The following is an 18,320-nucleotide window of genomic DNA, read 5'->3' as shown; positions in this document are numbered from 1 at the left end:
CCTTGGGTTTCCACGTCTTCGCACGTGACGCACCCGCCTCTTCATCGCGTCCCCGACGCACGTCCGCGTCCCCGACGCGCCACCACGGGCGCAGTGCTGCCCGCGGATCTCCGCACAACCTCCACGGAAAATCGCGGGAACATTCACCCGCGGTTCTGCCGTCATGCCCGAAAAACGTCCTCAGGGGAGCGCACGAATGGATTTCAACCAACAGGTCATCGACGAGTTCCGCGCGAACGGGGGCCGCGTCGGCGGTCCTTTCGAAGGGGGCAGGCTCGTCCTGCTCACCACGACGGGGGCGCGCACCGGCGCCCGCCACACGACGCCCGTCGGCTACCTGCCCGACGGTGACCGCATCCTCGTCATCGCCTCGGCGGGCGGGTCGCCGCGCCACCCCGACTGGTTCCGCAACCTGCGCGCGAACCCCGTCGTGCAGGTCGAGGACGGGGTGTTCACCTACGACGCGAAGGCCACCGTGCTGGAGGGCGCGGAGCGCGACGCCGTCTGGGCCCGCGCGGTCGAGGCGGACCCGGGGTGGGCGCGCTACCAGGAGCAGACGAGCCGGGTCATCCCGGTGGTGGCGCTGGAGCAGGTGGCCGGCGGCCCGCCGAACGCGTCGAGCATGGGGGAGGCGCTGAAGCTGCTGCACGACGCCTTCCGCCGCGAGTTGCGGACGATCCGCCGCGAGGTGGCGGAGAGCGGCGGCACGTTGGGCGCGCAGCTGAAGGTCAACTGCCTGACCGCGTGCCAGGGCCTGAGGTTCCACCACACGTCCGAGGACAACGGCGTGTTCCCGGCGCTGGAGCAGCGCTTCCCGGAGCTGGACCCGGTCCTCGCCCGGCTGCGCGAGGAGCACGTCCACCTGGCGGCCCTGCTCGCCGAGCTCCAGGCGACGCTGGAGCGCGGCGACGTGGCGACCCTGCGGCGGGACGTCGACCGGCTGGTGACCGACCTGGAGGCGCACCTGGACTACGAGGAGGAGCAGTTGGTGCCACTCCTCGACGTCTGAGCCACCCCTCGCCGGCCCGGGCGGGCCCGGGCCGGCCGGCTCCGTCGCCGACCGGCACGTGCTGCTTGGCGTGCACCGCGCCCGAGTGGTGGCGGACCGGCAGGTGGGGGCGGCGGAACCGGTGCCCTCGTCCCACGAGGTGCGGGTCGCGAACGCACGACTCGCGGGTCCTGAACGCACGACTCGCGGGTCCTGAACGCACGACTCGCGCGAGTCGTAAGGCCAGGCCCCGCGAGTCGTGCGTTCGCCACCCCTGTGTCGTGCGTTCAGGACCCGCGCGTCAGGGGGGCGGGCTTGTGCCGGGCGCTAGGGTCCCGGCATGTCGCGTGGCGCCGTGGCCGTGGTGGCGGTCGTGCTCCTGGCCGCCGGCTGCGGCGTGCCCGTCGCCGGTGGGCCCCTGCCGACCTTGGCCTCGTTGCCCGACCCGACCACAGGTGCGAGCCCCGCGTCCGCCCCGGTGACGACGACGGCCGCGTCCACGACCACCACCGCCGGGCCCGAACCGGCCACGGCGGGCAACCCGGCGGGCAACGCGGTCGTGCCACCCGAGGCCGCCGCCGTCGACACCGCGGAGCCCACCCGCGTGATCGGCACCGGCACGCCGGCGAGCTGCACGTCCGACGCCGTCGTGGCGGCGGTCGCGGCCGGGGGCGTCATCGCGTTCGACTGCGGCCCGGACCCGGTCACCATCGACATGACCGCCACCGCGAAGGTGCGCAACGACACCGGTCCCCGGACCGTGCTCGACGGCGGCGGACTGGTCACGCTCAGCGGTTCCGGCCGACACCGGATCGTCTACCAGAACACGTGCGACCGCGCGCAGGGCATCACCACGTCGCACTGCCAGGACCAGGACCACCCGCACCTGGTCATCCAGAACATCACGCTCGCCGACGGCGACTCGGCTGGCGACTCGACCGGCGACTCGGCCGGCGGCGACACCGGAGGCGGCGGTGGCGGCGCGGTGTTCGTGCGCGGCGGACGCGTGAAGGTCGTCAACACCACGTTCCGCGACAACCGCTGCGATCCCGCCGGCCCCGACCTCGGCGGTGCCGGGATGCGCGTGCTCAGCCAGTTCCGGGGTGCCCCGGTCTACGTCGTGTCCAGCACGTTCGAAGGCGGCAGGTGCGCCAACGGCGGCGCGCTCAGCGGCATCGGCGTCTCGTGGGTCGTGCTGAACAGCGTCCTGCGCGGCAACTCCGCCATCGGCCACGGCGCGAACCCGGCCCGCGCGGGCACACCGGGCGGCGGCAGCGGCGGCGCGATCTACGCCGACGGCAACGAGTTCACCGTGCGCATCGCGGGCAGCGTCGTGGAGGACAACGAGGCGGCCGAGGGCGGCGGCGCGGTGTTCTTCGTCAGCAACGACCGCACCGGCACGCTGCGCGTCGAGGGGTCCGTACTGCGCCGCAACCCGAGTGCCGGGTTCGAGACCCCCGGCTACAAGGGGATCTTCTTCCTCGGCGCGGCCACGCCGTCGGTCAGCGGCTCGACGATCCAGTAGCGGCCCGGGCAACGGCCCGCGCCGGCGATCGGCCGGGAAGAGCCGGAAGGCGTGCGGCGATCGGGGACCGCACCGGAAGAACTCCCGTCGATCGTCGGATTGTGAGCAGCCCGTTCGCCGTTCACGATGAGCGCGCCGGCAGAGGGGCCGGCTGGAAGTCCCTGCGAACTCGACGTCCGGCCACCCTGCGAGCTCGACCCCGGCCGGGCGCGGGAAGGAACACCGTGCGCACTGGTACGAGAAAGGCGCTCGCCCTGGTCGTGGGCGTCGCCGCCACCCTGGCCGCCGCGGGTCAGGCGCTCGCCGCACCGCCGCCGCCCGACGGGGGCGGTCTCACGCCCCAGGTCGTCGGCGGCACCCGGGCCGCCCAGGGCGAGTTCCCCTGGATGGTCCGCCTGTCGATGGGCTGCGGCGGCTCGATGCTGACCGACCAGCTCGTGCTCACCGCCGCGCACTGCGTCACCCGCACCGGCAACAACACCTCGATCACCGCCACCTACGGCTCGGTCGACCTCCAGAGCAGCAGCCGGATCACCCGCACGTCCACCTACGTGCACCGCTCGCCCACCTACAACACCTCCACCGGTGGCGACTGGGCGATCATCAAGCTGGCCGGCCCCATCAGCGGAGCCTCCCTGCTGCCGATCGCCACCACGAACGCCTACAACACCGGCGTGTTCACCGTGGCCGGCTGGGGCGCGACCAGCGAGGGCGGCGGCCAGTCCCGCTACCTGCTCAAGGCGAACGTCGACTACGTCGACGACACCACCTGCAAGAACTCCGACCCGTACTACTCCGACCTGATCCCGGCGGCCGAGCTGTGCGCCGGCCTGCCGCAGGGCGGCGTGGACACCTGCCAGGGCGACTCGGGCGGCCCCATGTTCCGGCGCGACAACGCGGGCGCGTGGGTGCAGGTCGGCATCGTCAGCCACGGCAACGGGTGCGCGCGACCGGACAACCCGGGTGTCTACACCGAGGTCAGCACGTTCGCGGCGGCCATCAACCAGGCCAAGGCCGACCTCGGCGGCGGCACCAACCCGCCGATCGGCAAGGTCTTCGAGAACACCGCCGACGTGACCATCCCGGACGCCGGCGCGGCCGTCTACAGCGACGTCACCGTCAGCGGTGTCGCGGGCAACGCGCCGGCCGCGCTCGCGGTGGGCGTGAACATCGTGCACAGCTACAGCGGCGACGTGGTGGTCGACCTGGTCGCGCCGGACGGCTCCACCTACCGGCTGAAGAACTCCAGCGGTTCCAGCACGCCGAACGTGAGCACCACGTACACCGTGAACGCGTCCTCCGAGGTCGCCAACGGCACGTGGCGGCTCAAGGTGCAGGACGTCTACCGCGCCGACACGGGTTACATCAACTCGTGGAAGCTGACGTTCTGACCGGTCGGTGAGGACCGGGTCGGTGGCGGTCGGGAGGTCCGCCCGCCACCGACACGCTCGGTCACCGATTCCGACGAACGGCCACCGGCCCGCAACGGTTGCCCATCCGCCCGCGATGTACCCACCGATCGCACGGTGAGGGGTGGGAGCCGGATGGAGCGCAAGGCCGAGGTCGAGGACCGGTTACGGCGACTGGCCGCGGGGTTCGCCGGGTACGCGGACGCCTACGACCGGTCGACGCCGGCCACCAGCGCCCAGGCCGGGGCGCACCGCGAGGCGATCGCGCTGCGCCGGGCCGCCGGCGGCGTCGAGGCGGCGCTCGACGACCTCGGGTTCGTCACCGCGCTGCACCGCACCCTGGTCGCCTGGAAGATCGGCACGCGGGGTTCGCGCCTGGTGTCCCCGCCGGAGTTCTTCGAGGCCCTCCAGGTGGCCAAGTCCGGCATCGTCGCCCTGGAGCGGTACGCCATCGACGACCACGACGCCCCCGAGGACGTCGCCGACCGCGTCTGGCAGGTGATCGAGGGGCTCGGCGTGGTGGTCAACAAGTCGAAGCTGGTGGCGGGCACCAAGACGCTGCACCACGTGCTGCCGGACCTCGTCGTGCCGCTGGACCGCGACTGGACCGGCTCGTTCTTCCGGCTGCACGCCCCCGACTGGCAGTACAACCAGCAGCGCACCTACCGCTGGGTGCACGACCGGTTCGCCGCGCTCGCCCGCCGGGTGAACCCGCAGCAGCACGTGACGGGGCGCGGGTGGCGGACCAGCCGCACGAAGGTGCTCGACAACGCGATGATCGCGTTCTGCCGGCGGGACGGGCGCGACCCGGTGCCCCCCGACGCGCCGGTGCGCGCGGTGTCGTTCTCGGTCGACGGGCCGCCGCCCACCCGCGGTGAGGCGTTGTCGCCGCCGGGACCCGGGCACCCGCACGCCGAACGGGTGCGCGTGCTGCTGGAGGCCGCGCGCGGCGCGATCGCCGGGCAGGGCTTCACGCCCGAGCCGGGCAAGGCCGTCTCGCTCGACCTGGTGGTCCGGGTCGGTCCGGGCGCGCACCCCGCGGACGCGCCCGACGTGCTCGGCGGCGTCGGCGCGGTGCTCCAGGACAGGGCGGGTCGCGGCGGGCCGCCGCACCTGGCCGACCTCTCCTCGGTGTGGCTGTTCCGCCACGGCCACCAGCTCAAGCAGGTGTCCTACCGCGAGGTCGAGGGCGCGGACACCGGGTACACCGTGAGCGTGCGGGTCATCGACGCCTGACCGGTTCTGTCAGCTGCATGCCGAAAGTGATCTGCGACCGTTCCCGCTCCGCACCCCGTTTCCGGCGTGCGGACGAGCGGGCACGCGGGCCGCTCGAGGACCACCCCCGGACCGCCCGGCGCGGATGTCGCGCACCTGCGCCACGACCCGGACCCGACCGCGAGCGACGACCTACTCGCCCGGGCCTTCCTCGCGTGGTCGTCCCTGTTCGGGTTGATCGGCTTCGAGCTGCTCGGCCGGTTCACCGGCGGCATCACCGCTCCCGCCGCCCACTTCGAGCACCGACCGGACCGCCTGGCCGGCCTCCGGGGACTCCGAGGCGGACACCCCGAAACGGCGACGCGCCACCCGCGCGCACCGCTACCGTGGCCCGATGCTGCTGCAGTCCGCGATCATCGCGGTGGGGGCGGTCTACGTGATCGCGGGCGTGATCAGCCGGCGGGTGCAGCCCCGCAACCGGATCGGGGTCCTCCTCGTCCTGGTCGGCGCGTCCTGGTGGCTGGACTACACGACGGTCGTCACCGATCCGCTCCCGCTCGTCCTGGTGGCGAAGGTCTGGCCCGCCGTCCTCGGGCACGCGGTGGTCGCGTTCCCCACCGGCAGGCTGCGCACCGTTCCCCGACGGCTCGTGGTCGCCGCCGGGTACGCCGAGGCGGCGGCGCTGACCACCGGCCTCCACCACTGGGCGGACTTCGCGTGGGCGCAGGCGCTGCCGGCCCTGGAGGTGCCGACCACCGCCGTCATCGGGTTCACCATGCTCGCCCTCCAGGTCCACCGCTGGACGGTGAGCAGCCTGGCGCAGCGCCGCACCCTCACCGCCGTGCTCGGCGCGAGCGTCGTGGCGGTCGTCGTCTTCGCGATGTGGGAACCGGTCGAACGCGCGGGCCTGAACCCGCCGGTCGCGGCGTTGACGCTCGCGCTCAGCGGCATCCCCGTCGCCTACCTGGCGGGCCTGCTGCGGCGGCACGTGGACCGCGGCGGCGTGGCCGACCTGGTGGTGCGGCTCAGCGGCGACAGCAGGCCGGCCGGCGTGCAGGAGGCGTTGGCGTCCGCCCTGAACGACCCGGGCCTGCGGGTCGCCTACTGGGTGGCCGCGCAGGAGCGGTACGTCGACGCCGACGGCCGGCCGGTCGCGCCGGACACCGCGCACACCAGGGTCGACCGCGGCGGCACACCGGTCGCCGTCGTGCTGCACGACGTCGGCCTGGACGTCGAGCTGGTCGACGCCGCGTGCGCCGCGGTCGGCCTGGCGCTGGAGAACGAACGGCTCACCGCCGAGCTGCGCGCGAAGGTGCGGCAGCTGGCCGACTCGCGCGCGCGGCTCGTCAAGGCGGGCGAGGACGAACGGCGCCGGCTGGAGCGCGACCTGCACGACGGCGTGCAGCAGCGGCTGCTCAGCGCGGCCATGGCGCTCGGCCTGGCCGAGACCGTGCCGCCGGACCGGGGCCGGGCGCTGGCCGCCGAGGCCAAGCAGGCGGTGCTCGCCACCATCGACGACGTGCGCGCGGTGTGCCACGGCATCCACCCGCCGGTGCTGACCGAGCGGGGCCTGCGCGGCGCGGTGCGCGAGCTGGCCGCGTCGGCCGAGCCGCGGGCGGAACTGGTGCTGGACCTGCCGGACGACGTGCCGCCGCAGGTGGAGACGACGGCCTACTACGTGGTGGCCGAGGCGCTCGCGAACGTCGCCAAGCACGCCGAGGCGTCCCGCACGACGGTGGCGATCACCGCGGCCGGTGGCCGGCTGGTGGTGCTGGTGGAGGACGACGGGCGGGGCGGGGCGGACCCGGGCGGGGGCACGGGACTGCGCGGCCTCGGCGACCGGGTCGAGGCGAACGGGGGGACGATGCGGGTGGTCAGCGACGTGGGCGGCGGCACGAGCGTGCGGGTGGAGCTGCCGTGCGGGTCGTGATCGCGGAGGACTCGACGCTGCTGCGCGAGGGCCTGACCCGGCTGCTCGCCGAGGCGGGCCTGGACGTGGTGGCGGCCGTGGAGGACGCGTCGGCGCTGCTGGCCGAGGTGGACCGGCACCGGCCGGACGTGGCCGTGGTGGACATCCGGATGCCGCCGACCCACACCGACGAGGGCCTGCGCGCCGCCCTGGCCCTGCGCCGCCAGTACCCGGCGACCGGCGTGCTCGTGCTGTCCCAGTACGTCCGGGTCAGCTACGCCGCCGACCTGCTGGACGCGGGCGCGGACGGCGTCGGCTACCTGCTCAAGGACCGGGTGTCGCACCTCGCCGAGTTCACCGGCGCGGTCCGCCGCGTCGGCTCGGGCGGCTCGGCGTTCGACCCGGAGGTGGTCAGCAGGCTGCTGGCGCGCAGGCGCGACGACAACGACGACCGGTTGACCGACCGGGAGCGCGCGGTGCTGGCGCTGATGGCGGAGGGCCGCACGAACCAGGCCATCGCGCGGCGGCTGTTCATCGCCGAGCGGACCGTGGAGAAGCACTGCACCGGCATCTTCGCCAAGCTGGACCTGACCGCGAGCCCGCACGACCACCGGCGCGTGCTCGCCGTGCTGAGGTACCTCAACGCGTGACGTGGTGCGGGAAACCGCACCACGGGGTGGGGGTGGCACGATTCCGCGCCGTCCCGCCACCCGAGAGGCTCCGGTCATGCTGACAGAAGAAGCGCCGTCGCGACCCCGCGCGGGCTACCGCACGGACCTGATCACGGTGTTGCTGGGGACGTGGTTCTCCGGCGGGCTGTTCCTCGACGCGTGGGCGCACTCGAACGTGCCCGAGCTGGAGACGTTCTTCACGCCGTGGCACGCGGTGTTCTACTCGGGGTTCGCGGCGACCGGCGCGTGGATCTGCTGGGTGGTCTGGCGCAACCACCAGGCCGGCGCCCGGGGCCTCCGGGCCGTCCCGGAGGGGTACGGCCCCGCGGTGGTGGCGCTGCCGATCTTCGCGGTCTGCGGCGCGGGCGACTACCTGTGGCACACGTTCCTGGGCATCGAGCAGGGCATCGACATCCTGTTCAGCCCGACGCACCTGGGCCTCATCACCTCCATGATCATGATCCTGACGACGCCGCTGCGCACCGCGTGGGCCGACCGGGACGTGGTCGCGCCGACGTTCGCCCGGTTCCTGCCCGCCGCGCTCTCGCTGGCGTTCACCGCGTCGCTCGTGCTGCTGTTCGCCCAGTACGCCGATGCCACGGTCTACTCCGCCGAGCGCATCGTGGAAGCGTTCTCGTTCGACCAGGCCGACGGCGGTTCCGGACCGGCCAACCGGCTCGCCGCGTCGATCGTGGTCACGAACCTGGTCCTGGTACTGCCGCTGCTGCTCGCGGCACGCCGGTTCCGGCTCCCGTTCGGCACGGCCACGCTGCTGTCCGTCGTGGTCGTGCTGCTCGCCACCGCGGTCGCGAACTACGAGAACCTGAGCACCGCCACCGGCTTCGTGCTGGCGGGCCTCGTGATCGACGTGCTGGCGGTGCGGCTGCGGCCCGCCGAGGACCGGCTCGCGCACTACCGGGCCTTCGGCGCGCTGGCCTCCTTCACCACGTGGGCGCTGTACTTCGCGGTCGCCTCGATCGACCAGGGCGCGGTGCCGACCGTCACCGAGATGTGGACCGGGGCGCCGGTCGTGGCCGCGCTGCACGGCCTGCTGATGGCCGTCGTGCTCGTCCCCACGCGGCGTTGACCGGCCGGGGGACGGGGCCGGCCGCCCTGGTCGTCGCGCTCGCGCTCTCGCTCGCCAACGCCACCCCGGCGCACGCCCACGCCGGCGGCCTCACCCCGCAGGACCACCTGAGCCGGGTGACCGCGATCGACCCGCCGCTGCCCGGCGTCTCGGCCCGCACCGTCAACCACGGCACGCAGCTGGAGGTCCGCAACGACGGCGGCGCACCGGTCGTCGTCGCCGGCCACGAGGTGCGGCCGGGGGAGGTCCACCGCTTCCGCGACGAGCGCACCACCGCGCCGACGTGGGAGGTCCCGATCGGCGCGTCCGTCATCCGCGGCCGGGTCGACACCGTTCCCGGCCCGAACCCGGTGTGGTGGCTGCTGGGCTGCCTCGCCCTGGCCGTCGCCGGCTGGGCGCTGGGTCGGCGGCGGCACCTGCTCGCGGTGGGCGTGGTCGTGGTGACCGGCGCGCACGCGTGGCACGCCGTCGGCTCGACCCTCGCGGTCACCGGCGGGTCGTTCGCGCCGCTGCTGCTCGGCGCGAGCGGCGTGGGACTGGTGGCGTGGCCGCTGGCGGTCCTCGCCGTCGTGGCGGCGGCGCGGCGCAGACCGGCCGCCGCGTTCGCGTCCGCCGTGGTCGGCGCGATGCTCGTGGTGGCGGGCATCCCCGACGTCGACAGCTTCCGCTTCTCCCAGCTGCCGTTCGCCGGTCCGGCCGACCTCGACCGGCTGCTGGTGGCGCTGGTGCTCGGCGGCGGCCTCGGGCTCGCCGCGGGCGGGTTCGACCACATGAGAAGGGAAACACCCCGGTGATCCGCGCCCTGCTGCTCTCCCTGCTCCTCCTCGCCGGGTGCGCCCCCGGGCCGGTGGCGGCGCCCGCCGGACCACTGGTGCTGCGGCTGTCCGTCGACCGGGCGTCGCCGCAGCGCGTGGAGGCGGCGCGCGGGCAGGTCGTGCGGCTGACCGTCACCAGCGACGAGCCGGTGGACGTGCACGTGCACGGCGTCGACGTGCTCGCGAAGGCCGACCGGGAGAAGGCGGCCGAGCTGGAGTTCACCGTGGACGAACCCGGCACGTACGACGTGGAGGCCCACCCCGACACGCTGCTGGTGCGGCTGGTGGTGCGGTGACCGCCCTCGCCCACGGCGTCGGCGCGCGGCACGACCTGCCGCTGCCCCTGGACCTGGTGCTCCAGGGCGCGGCGGTCGCGCTGCTCGCCTCGTTCCTCGCGCTCGGTCTGCTGTGGACGGAACCGAGGTTCACCCCGGCCGAACCGGCACCGGGGCGCGACCGGTGGCCGGTCAGGGCTTCGGTGGCGGTCGGGCTGGTGCTGGTGCCGGGACCGGCGTGGCCCCACCTGGTGTTCGTGCTGCTCTGGGTCGGCGTGCCGGTGCTGTCGGTGCTGCTGGGGCCGGTGTGGCGGGTGCTCAACCCGCTGCGGCTGGTCATCCCCGTGTCCCGCGACCGGCCCTACCCGGAACGGCTCGGGCACTGGCCCGCCGCGCTCGGGCTGCTCGCCTTCACCTGGGTCGAGCTGGTCGAACCGGGCGCCCTGCCGTGGTTCCTGGTCGCGTACGCGGCGGTGAACCTCGCGGGCGGGTTCGCGTTCGGCCGCACGTGGTTCGAGCGCGCCGACGGGTTCGAGGTGTTCTCCACGCTGGTCGGCAGGCTGTCGCCCTTGCGCGGCAACCCCTTCCGGGCGCTCGCCGCCACCCCCGTGCGGCCGGGGCTGGTGGCCGTGGTCGCGGTGCTGCTCGGCTCGACCGCGTTCGACAGCGTCGGCTCGACCCCGGCGTGGGAGCGGCTCGGCGTGCCCGACGCGGCGGGGCTCGTGGCGACCACCGCCCTCGTCGCGGGCAGCTACCTGCTCGCCTGCCGGGCGTTCGGCGGGGAGCTGGCGCACTCGCTCGTGCCGATCGTCGCCGGGTACGTGGTGGCGCACTACGCCTCGCTGCTCGTCGTGGAGGGCCAGCGGGCGGTCGCCCTGCTCGTCGGCGCGGACGGCTTCACCCCGTCCACCGCCCTCGCCGCACCGGCCCCGGTGGCGTCGGTGCAGGTGGGCGCGGTGCTGGCCGGGCACCTGCTGGCCGTCGTGTCCGCGCACGACCGGGCGCTGCGGCTGCTGCCGGAGCGGCGGCACCTCACCGGGCAGGTGCCGCTGCTCGTGCTGATGGTCGGCTACACGGCGGGCGGGCTCGCGCTGCTGTTCGCGGGCTGAGCACCCGACGGACACCGGTCGCCACTCTGTGTCGCGCCGGTGTCCCCCTTTCGGGTTAATTCACTGGTGCGGCACGCGGTTCTGAGCCGCATTCGTGCGGGCCAGTGTCCCTCGTCCGAGTGGTCCGAGCCGATCCCGTCACCTGGAGGTTTGGTATTCGGGAGCACAAGGATGAATCACCTTGTCGGGACTGTAATTGGATCACTACGTTTCGTAGCGTGGAATTCGCCGACTTGTGGAATGCGGTTCGAAACGTGAGAGGGCGCGCATGAACATCTACCTCACAGGTCTGCTGTGGGTGGGTGGCGCGGTCATCGTCACGGCGTTGCTCGCGTTCCTCATCCGCAGGTACGGCAAGGGCGACGACGACATCCGCGACGCCAACAACGAGGCGTCCGGCGGGGTCTTCACGATCGTCGCCGGCCTGCACGCCGTGCTGATCGCCTTCATCCTCATCGCCCTGTTCGACACCGTGGCGGACGCCGAGACCGCCTCCTACACCGAGGCGGACGGCCTGGTCGCCGCCACCTGGGCGGGCGAGGCCATCTCACCGGAGGTCGGCGACGAGGTCCGGTCCCTCTCGCGCGCCTACTCGATCACCGTCATCAACGACGAGTGGCCCGCGATGCGCGAGGGCGAGGAGTCGTCCGACACCGGCTGGGACCAGCTCGACCGGCTGCGCAAGGTGGTGGCCGAAGCCCCCGCCGAGGACTCGTGGCGCGCCGACCGCAAGACCGAGGCCGCCAACCAGCTGTGGCACGTCTACCAGGCCAGGCAGGAGCGCCTCGACGCGGCGAGCGGCGGGGTCAGCGCGGTCATGTGGTTCGTGCTCGGCATCGGCACGGTGCTCGCCATCTTCCTGCCCCTGCTGTTCGGCAGCGCCCGGACGATGCGCACGCACATCATCATCACCTGCACCCTGGCGGCCACCCTCACGCTGCTGCTGTACGCCACCTACCAGCTCCAGAACCCGTTCGCCGGCGGCGCGGACGTGACCCCGGAGGCGTTCCAGGCCGCTGTGGCGCGATTCGGATGATCGAGTTCCTCGCCCAGGTCGCCTGCACCACCCTCCAGGTGGAGGCGAACCGCGGCCCGTCCTCGGTGTTCGAGGTCCGCTTCCCCGAGGGCGCCGCGACGGGCCTGGGCACGCTCGACCGGCGGGTCAACGCGATCGGCTACTCCCACGCGCAGAACCTCGTGTACGGCGTGGACGACGACGGCCGGCTGATCGCGCTCGACCGCTCCGGACGCCTCGTCGGCACCCCCTCGCACGCCTCGCCCCTACTGCGGCACGCGGTGGCGGGCGCCGTGGTCGGCGAGCGGCTGGTGGTGCGCATCGGGCACGCGCTGTTCTCCGTGGGCATCACGCCCGGCCCGTCCTTCGGCAGGGTCGTGCACGAGGCCGTGATGTGGCCCCCCACCGCCGCCACGGTCGACGACTTCGACCTCAACGCCGCCGACGGCCTCCTCTACGGGGTGGCGACCAACTGGTACGGCCGCGGCGTGGTGGTCACGATCGACCCGGACAGCGGTCGCGTGCGCAAGGTCCCGGGCGTCGGTGCGCTGCCCGGCGGCCACGGCTACGGCGCCGTGACGCTGAGCCCCGACGGCTCCCTCTACGCCACGAACAACCGGCACGACGGCCACAGCGTCCTCTACCGGGTGGCACTGGACGGCTCGGGCGTGGTCACCGAGATCTCCTCGCGGCGGACGTTGCGGACCATCGACTCGTCCGGCTGCCTGTTCGTGCCGCCGCCCGTGGTGGACCCGCCCGAACCCGAACCGACCCCCGGGCCCACGCCCGAGCCGACCCCCGAACCGACTCCGGGGCCGACCCCCGAACCGATCCCCGAACCGATCCCGGAGCCGACCACGACCGTGCCGCAGGTGCCGCCGGTGGTGCCGCCCGTCGTGCCCGAGCCCGTCGTGCCGCCACGCCCCACCACCGCCACGACGCCGCCGACGCCCGCGCCGACCACCACCGCCCCGCAGCGCTCGACGACCGCGCCCGGACCCACGCCCCCGTCGGCCACCACCAGCGTCCGCATGCCGGACCGGCAGGGCGGCGCGTCGGCGCTGGAGGACAACACGGTCCGTGACCAGCGCCGCTGGGGCATGGTCGCGCTGCTGCTCATCGTGGGCATGGGCGCGGTCGCCGGCCACGCGGCCCGCAGGCACTAGGCGGCCCCCCGCCGGCACCCGCCACACCTCGTCGCCCACCGGGCCCGCCCGCCGAACGCGCCCGCCGTCTCGTTCGTCCGGCCGCGGGCATCGTCCGAAGGTGTGACACGACCGCAGACCACCGGCCGACGATCAGCCACCGCCCGCCGCCCTACCGTCGATCGCGCAACCGATCCGCGGAGGGGGACATGGGCGGACGCATCACCGCACTCGACGTGCTGCGCGGGGTGGCGATCCTGGGCACCTTCGGCACGAACGTGTGGGTCTTCACCCACCCGCAGGGGGCTTCGGGCTTCCTGTCGGACGTCGGCTCGGGGCTCGGCGACGACTGGGGCGGCATCGTCGACCCGCTGCTCCGCATGCTCACCAACGGCAAGTTCCTCGGGCTGCTGTCGATCATGTTCGGCATCGGCCTGGCGATCCAGCACGCGTCCGCCGTCCGACGCGGGCAGCGGTGGCCCGGCTGGTACCTGTGGCGGTCGGCCCTGCTGCTGTTCGAGGGGCTGCTGCACTACGTGCTGGTCTTCGAGTTCGACGTGCTCATGTTCTACGCGATCGTGTCGGTGCTGGTGGCGTACCTGGTGGGACGGAGCTCCCGCGCGCAGACGGGGTGGATGGTCGCGATGGGGGCGCTGAACCTCGCGGTCGTCGGCCTGATCACGGTCGCGCTGCTGTCCGCCGGAACGACGACCGGCGACCCCGGCTTCGTGGTGACGACGGACAGCTGGTGGGGCGGGGTCCAGGACCGCGTGACGTACTTCGCGGTCTTCCGCGCGGAGGGGGTCCTGGTGCTGCCGCTGAGCGCCGTGCTGTTCCTGGCGGGGGCGCGGCTGTTCACGGCGGGAGCGCTGGAGGACTCGGCCCGCGGCGCGCGCCTCCAGCACCGCCTGGTGGTGTGGGGCCTGGGTGTCGGCGTGCCGCTGAACGTCGCCACCACCCTCGCGGGGCCGGGCTGGTTCGCCGTGGACCGCTACGTGTGCGCGCCGCTGGTGGCGTTCGGCCTGCTCGGCGGCATCACCGCGCTGGTCAACCGGATGCGCGCCGAACCGGGTGCGTTGCGCGGTGGCCTGACGGCGGTGGGCAGGTCGGCCCTGACCTGCTACATCGGCCAGAACGTGATCGCCTCCGCGCTCTGCTACCAGTGGGGGCTCGGCCTGGCGCGGCGCTGGGGCCACCTGGGCGCGCCGTTCACCGTCGGTGTGTGGGTGCTGGTCTCGGCCCTGTTGGTGGTGGGGGCGTCCTGGTGGATGCGCCGCTTCCCGCGCGGCCCCGTGGAGGCGCTGTGGGACCTGGCCTACCGCGCACCGCAACGGGGCGCCGGGCGGGTCGGCCGGTGAGCGGCCCGCCGCCGACGGCGGGTCGCGCGTGCGCGGGGACCCGCAGTCGGTTCGGAAAGCGCAACCCGGGAGAACCGCCGCGCTGTTAGGGTCGGCCGTCGACCTGGGGAGGTTGCCGTGGGGGACGTGTCCGATCAGTGGGCGGCGGTGCGCGAGGTCCTGCCCGTCGTCACGGCCAGGTTCGCGGACCTGGTCGAGGCGAACGACCCGGCCGCGCCCGCCACGGCGGAGTGGACGGTCGCCGACACGGCCGCGCACGTCGTCACCATCGCCTCGCTCTACACCACGCTGCTCGCGCCGGAGCCCGAGGTGGCCGACCCGGTCATCGCCGCCCGCATCCCCACCGTCACCGTGGACACGGTCGCCGACATCAACACCCTGGTGCTGGGGCGCTTCCACGAGCGGAACCCGGCAGCCCTGGCCGCCACCCTCCGGTCGTCGGTCGCCACCGTCCTCGACCTGACCACCGGGACGGACCCGGAGCGGACCGTGCCCTGGCTCGGCGCGTCCCGGGTCCCGGTGGGCGGCGTGCTCGCCCACCTGGTCAACGAGATGCTGATCCACGGGTGGGACATCGCCCGCGCGGTCGGCGCGCCGTGGCCCATCCCGGCCCGGGAAGCCGCGCCGTTCTTCGACCTGTTCATCGTCGGCATGATCCGCAACGACGTCGGCAGCCTGTTCGACGGCGCACCGTCGAACGACCGCCGCATCGCCGTCGCCTTCCGCTCCCGCCACACGAAGCCGGTGACGCTCGTCCTGCACCGGGGCCGGGTCTCGGTCGAGGAGCCGGGCGGGCCCGTCGACGTGCGCCTGGGCTTCGACCCGGCCGCGCTGCACCTCGTGCTGTTCGGCCGGGTCGGCCGCACCCGCGCCGCGCTGACCGGCAAGCTGCGCGTCACCGGACGGCGGCCGTGGCTGCTGTTCGAGTTCCTGCGCGCCGTCCGGATGCCGACCAACGCCGCGCCGCTGTCCGAGGACTGATGGCCCGGACCGTCCGCCGGCGTCGGCCGCCCGGGCGCGCGGTCCGGGGCGCGACATCCCCCGGCGAGGAAGTTCACGACCCGAACCCCTGGGTACGGGCAGGCTGGTGCCCACCAGAGGAGAAGGGACGTCCCATGCGCATCACCACCGTCATCCTGGACAGCGCCGACCCGGCGAAGCTGGCCGAGTTCTACCGGTCGGCACTCGGCTGGGAGCCGAGCTACTCCGACGACACGTACGTCTTCCTGGGCACCAAGGACGCCGCCCGGCTCGGCTTCCAGAAGGTCGAGGGGTACCGGGGACCGTCCTGGCCGGAGGAGCGCGTGCACGCCCACGTCGACTTCGAGGTGCCCGACGTGGCCGAGGCGGTCGCCACGTTCGTCTCGCTCGGCGCCACCAAGCCCGACCACCAGCCCGGCGGGGACGACTGGACGGTGCTGCTCGACCCCGAGGGGCACCCGTTCTGCGTGATGCCGGACTGAGCCCCCTGCGACGAGGTACGACGCGACAGCCCCCGCCGGGAGACCCGGCGGGGGCTGTCGTCGAGCGGGGTCGAACGGCGGTCGGGCGAACCGTCACGCCGGGGCGATCACGGGTAGTTGACCACGTACCGCTGCTGCGTCGCCGTGTTCGCCGGCCCGCCGACGCCGTTCACGACGTTGTCGATCGTGCCGACACCGCCGAGCGACACCGTCACCAGGTCGTGCAACCGCACACCCGGCCGGTCGGGCACCTCGAAGCCGTTCGCCGTCCGGATGCTCGGGTCGGCCTGGTTGAACGAGTACACCCCCATGCCCCAGCCCTCGTGGGTCGTGACGTGGTCGGCCACCTTGTACCCGGCCCAACCCAGCTGCGAGCCGTTCATCCACGCGGCCTGGTTCGGCGGGTCGTACGGCAGCTCGTTCTGGTAGAAGTACGTGCGGCCGCCGTTCCCGTTCCACACCGTGTTGTACTGCTGGTAGTGCTCGACGAACAACCCGTACGCCGTCACGTTGTCGCCGTTGACGACGACGCCGTTGCGGCCGGTGTTGGCGGTCCAGCCGGTGGGACCCGTGCCGTGGTCGGCACGCCACACCCACGTGTGGTCGATGATCACGTCGTCGCTGTTGACCTCCAGCGACACCGTCGCCTTGCCCGCCTGGGGCCCGCCGACGCGCAGGTACACGTCGTGCATCGAGGTCGGGTTGGCGGCGTGCGAGGCCGACGAGTTCGCCGGGCCGAGCTGGAGCAGCACGGGGGAGTTCTGCACGCCGGCGTCGACGAGGAAGCCGGCGAGCTTCACCCCGTCCACATCGGACACCGCCATGGCCGCCCTGCCGGTGTCGGGGGACAGGGTCGCGAGACCCAGGCCCAGCACCACGGTGTTCGGGCGGGTGACGTTGATGGTGTCGTTCAGGCGGTGCACGCCGGGCGTCAGCAGCAGGTGCTTGCCCTGCGCCAGCGCCGCGTTCGTCGTCGCGACGGGCGTGCCCGGCTTGACGACGAAGAAGTCGGCCAGCGAGATGGACTGGCCGGCGGGCGCGCCGTTCTCCCAACTGGTGCCGCGCGAGTTGTGCCGCAGCGCCGGGACGAACACCTTGTACTCGCCGTTCTCGAAGTGCAGGAACGGCTTCTCGCGCACGACCGGCGTGGTGTCGACCGTGGTGTGCGAGGGGTTCGGGAAGTGCTGCGCGGGCGCGCCCTGCGAGCCGACGAACACCATGTTCCACACGGAGCCGTTCCAGCCGCCCGCGAGGTTGCTGTTGCGGGTCAGGAACTGCTGCTGCGAACCGGACACCGTGACGCCGTCGATCTTGCTGTCCACGATGAGACCGCCGGACGCCCAGCCGTCACCGCCGTTCCACAGCTGGACCTGGCCGCTGAGGTGCATGCGCCGGTACGACGCCGCCTGCGACACGGCCCACCGCTCGATCTGGCCGGCCGGCAGGTTGACGAACATGTTCTCGGCCTGGCGCCAGAAGTTCTGCGTCGCGTTGCCGAGGTTGTTCGGGTTGTCGCCCTGCTGCAACCAGTCCGCCTCGACGCGCACGTGGCCGTTGAGCCGCACGTCGTCCGGGCGCAGGCCGAGGCCCGCCACCTGGGTGTAGAAGCGCAGGTTCACGTCGGCGTCGTACACGCCGGGCTTGTAGAGCACGGCGTACCGCTCGGAACCGAACTGGTTGGTCTTCATCTGGGCGGCGATCTGGTCCAACCGGGACTGCATCGCGGCACGGTCGTAACCGGGACCGTAGACCAGCACGTTCGGGCCGAAGTCCGGGTTGCGCGGGTCGGTCGGCGGGATGACGATCCCGCCGGTGGTCTCGGTGTTCACCGACAGCTCCCACAGCGAGTAGCCGTAACCGGTCGCGCGCGCCGTGCCGTGCACCCGGACGTAGCGGCCGGAGCCCGCCACGGTCAGGTTCTGCACGCCGCCGGTGCCGGTCGTGGTGGAGTAGACGGTGTTCCAGGTGGACGCGTTGTCCGACAACTGCACCTGGAACGACCGGCCGTAGGCCGCTTCCCAGGTCAGCGACACGCGGCAGACCTGCTGCGTGGAGCCGAGGTCCACCTGGAGCCACTGCGGGTCGGCGAACGCGCTGGACCAGCGCGTGCCGGTGTTCCCGTCGACAGCGGCGGTGGCAGGGGTACCGCCGTTCTCGGTGGACGACGCCGTGGCCGGGCGGTTCAGCGCGGCGTTGGTCGTGCCGCACTCGGCGGCGCTCGCGGAGGTGCTGGCGATGACGGGGCTGAGCACCGCGGCGAGCCCGAGGGCGAGCACGGCGGTCAGGACCCGTGAACGGGTGCGGGGACGTGGATAGCTCATGGTCCTACCTGACTG

At 73.5% G+C, this 18,320-nt stretch carries 16 protein-coding genes and 1 pseudogene; 16 read left to right on the top strand and 1 reads right to left on the bottom strand.

Annotation, left to right across the window (positions count from 1 at the left end; genetic code table 11):
• The first annotated feature begins 196 nt into the window (after positions 1–196).
• The 16 genes and pseudogenes from CKY47_RS10370 (at position 197) to CKY47_RS10295 (ending at position 15,984) form a co-directional block, all read left to right on the top strand.
• Positions 197–1,009 carry a nitroreductase/quinone reductase family protein gene (locus CKY47_RS10370; protein WP_306745473.1) on the top strand — a complete coding sequence of 271 codons (813 nt, stop codon included), beginning with the start codon at positions 197–199 and terminating at the stop codon, positions 1,007–1,009.
• Between the two features lie 319 nt (positions 1,010–1,328).
• Positions 1,329–2,513, top strand: a complete 1,185-nt coding sequence (locus CKY47_RS10365) for a RodZ family helix-turn-helix domain-containing protein (RefSeq protein WP_306745472.1) — start codon at positions 1,329–1,331, stop codon at positions 2,511–2,513.
• A 224-nt stretch (positions 2,514–2,737) separates the two neighbouring features.
• Positions 2,738–3,535: pseudogene (locus CKY47_RS10360) on the top strand (S1 family peptidase); the annotation flags it as partial.
• 51 nt (positions 3,536–3,586) lie between these two features.
• Positions 3,587–3,904 carry a proprotein convertase P-domain-containing protein gene (locus tag CKY47_RS10355; RefSeq protein ID WP_306745556.1) on the top strand — a complete coding sequence of 106 codons (318 nt, stop codon included), beginning with the start codon at positions 3,587–3,589 and terminating at the stop codon, positions 3,902–3,904.
• Positions 3,905–4,057: 153 nt separating this feature from the next.
• Entirely contained in the window at positions 4,058–5,158 is a 1,101-nt protein-coding gene (locus tag CKY47_RS10350; RefSeq protein ID WP_306745471.1) for a hypothetical protein, read from the top strand.
• Positions 5,159–5,531: 373 nt separating this feature from the next.
• Positions 5,532–7,067, top strand: coding sequence for a sensor histidine kinase (locus CKY47_RS10345; protein ID WP_306745470.1), 1,536 nt, complete (start codon positions 5,532–5,534; stop codon positions 7,065–7,067).
• Positions 7,055–7,696, top strand: a complete 642-nt coding sequence (locus CKY47_RS10340; RefSeq protein WP_306745469.1) for a response regulator transcription factor — start codon at positions 7,055–7,057, stop codon at positions 7,694–7,696. Before CKY47_RS10345 ends, CKY47_RS10340 begins: the two co-directional genes overlap by 13 nt.
• Positions 7,697–7,772: 76 nt before the next feature.
• The gene (locus tag CKY47_RS10335; RefSeq protein ID WP_306745468.1) at positions 7,773–8,804 is read left to right on the top strand and encodes a hypothetical protein; all 1,032 of its coding nucleotides are present in this window, start codon (positions 7,773–7,775) and stop codon (positions 8,802–8,804) included.
• Positions 8,801–9,598, top strand: coding sequence for a hypothetical protein (locus tag CKY47_RS10330; RefSeq protein WP_306745467.1), 798 nt, complete (start codon positions 8,801–8,803; stop codon positions 9,596–9,598). The genes CKY47_RS10335 and CKY47_RS10330 overlap by 4 nt, the downstream gene beginning before the upstream one ends.
• Positions 9,595–9,915 (top strand): hypothetical protein, encoded by a 321-nt coding sequence (locus CKY47_RS10325; protein WP_306745466.1) that lies wholly within the window; start codon positions 9,595–9,597, stop codon positions 9,913–9,915. The genes CKY47_RS10330 and CKY47_RS10325 overlap by 4 nt, the downstream gene beginning before the upstream one ends.
• Positions 9,912–11,003 (top strand): hypothetical protein, encoded by a 1,092-nt coding sequence (locus CKY47_RS10320; protein ID WP_306745465.1) that lies wholly within the window; start codon positions 9,912–9,914, stop codon positions 11,001–11,003. The genes CKY47_RS10325 and CKY47_RS10320 overlap by 4 nt, the downstream gene beginning before the upstream one ends.
• Before the next feature lie 268 nt (positions 11,004–11,271).
• A complete protein-coding gene (locus CKY47_RS10315) occupies positions 11,272–12,039 on the top strand; it encodes a bestrophin-like domain (RefSeq protein ID WP_306745464.1) in 768 nt (255 codons plus the stop codon).
• A complete protein-coding gene (locus CKY47_RS10310) occupies positions 12,036–13,184 on the top strand; it encodes a DUF6923 family protein (RefSeq protein ID WP_306745463.1) in 1,149 nt (382 codons plus the stop codon). The genes CKY47_RS10315 and CKY47_RS10310 overlap by 4 nt, the downstream gene beginning before the upstream one ends.
• Positions 13,185–13,372: 188 nt before the next feature.
• Complete coding sequence (locus CKY47_RS10305) at positions 13,373–14,521, top strand: DUF418 domain-containing protein (protein ID WP_306745462.1); 1,149 nt, start codon at positions 13,373–13,375, stop codon at positions 14,519–14,521.
• 126 nt (positions 14,522–14,647) lie between these two features.
• Positions 14,648–15,502, top strand: coding sequence for a maleylpyruvate isomerase family mycothiol-dependent enzyme (locus CKY47_RS10300; protein ID WP_306745461.1), 855 nt, complete (start codon positions 14,648–14,650; stop codon positions 15,500–15,502).
• Between the two features lie 134 nt (positions 15,503–15,636).
• A complete protein-coding gene (locus CKY47_RS10295; RefSeq protein WP_306745460.1) occupies positions 15,637–15,984 on the top strand; it encodes a VOC family protein in 348 nt (115 codons plus the stop codon).
• Positions 15,985–16,091: 107 nt separating this feature from the next.
• Here CKY47_RS10295 and CKY47_RS10290 read toward each other — a convergent pair whose 3' ends face one another.
• Positions 16,092–18,305 carry a discoidin domain-containing protein gene (locus CKY47_RS10290; RefSeq protein WP_306745459.1) on the bottom strand — a complete coding sequence of 738 codons (2,214 nt, stop codon included), beginning with the start codon at positions 18,303–18,305 and terminating at the stop codon, positions 16,092–16,094.
• Between the last annotated feature and the right edge of the window lie 15 nt (positions 18,306–18,320).

The organism is Saccharothrix longispora (genome assembly GCF_030852425.1).
Taxonomy (GTDB): domain Bacteria; phylum Actinomycetota; class Actinomycetes; order Mycobacteriales; family Pseudonocardiaceae; genus Actinosynnema; species Actinosynnema longispora.
The sequence above is the reverse complement of the archived record's forward strand: the minus strand, read 5'-3'. Positions and strand labels throughout refer to the sequence as shown.

Bases quoted from the DNA above. Each gene is read 5' to 3' on its own strand.
- CKY47_RS10350 (WP_306745471.1), top strand. From the start codon at position 4,058: ATGGAGCGCAAGGCCGAGGTCGAGGACCGGTTACGGCGACTGGCCGCG.
- CKY47_RS10305 (WP_306745462.1), top strand. From the start codon at position 13,373: ATGGGCGGACGCATCACCGCACTCGACGTGCTGCGCGGGGTGGCGATC.
- CKY47_RS10290 (WP_306745459.1), bottom strand. From the start codon at position 18,305: ATGAGCTATCCACGTCCCCGCACCCGTTCACGGGTCCTGACCGCCGTG.
- CKY47_RS10370 (WP_306745473.1), top strand. From the start codon at position 197: ATGGATTTCAACCAACAGGTCATCGACGAGTTCCGCGCGAACGGGGGC.
- CKY47_RS10365 (WP_306745472.1), top strand. From the start codon at position 1,329: ATGTCGCGTGGCGCCGTGGCCGTGGTGGCGGTCGTGCTCCTGGCCGCC.
- CKY47_RS10345 (WP_306745470.1), top strand. From the start codon at position 5,532: ATGCTGCTGCAGTCCGCGATCATCGCGGTGGGGGCGGTCTACGTGATC.
- CKY47_RS10335 (WP_306745468.1), top strand. From the start codon at position 7,773: ATGCTGACAGAAGAAGCGCCGTCGCGACCCCGCGCGGGCTACCGCACG.
- CKY47_RS10295 (WP_306745460.1), top strand. From the start codon at position 15,637: ATGCGCATCACCACCGTCATCCTGGACAGCGCCGACCCGGCGAAGCTG.
- CKY47_RS10310 (WP_306745463.1), top strand. From the start codon at position 12,036: ATGATCGAGTTCCTCGCCCAGGTCGCCTGCACCACCCTCCAGGTGGAG.
- CKY47_RS10315 (WP_306745464.1), top strand. From the start codon at position 11,272: ATGAACATCTACCTCACAGGTCTGCTGTGGGTGGGTGGCGCGGTCATC.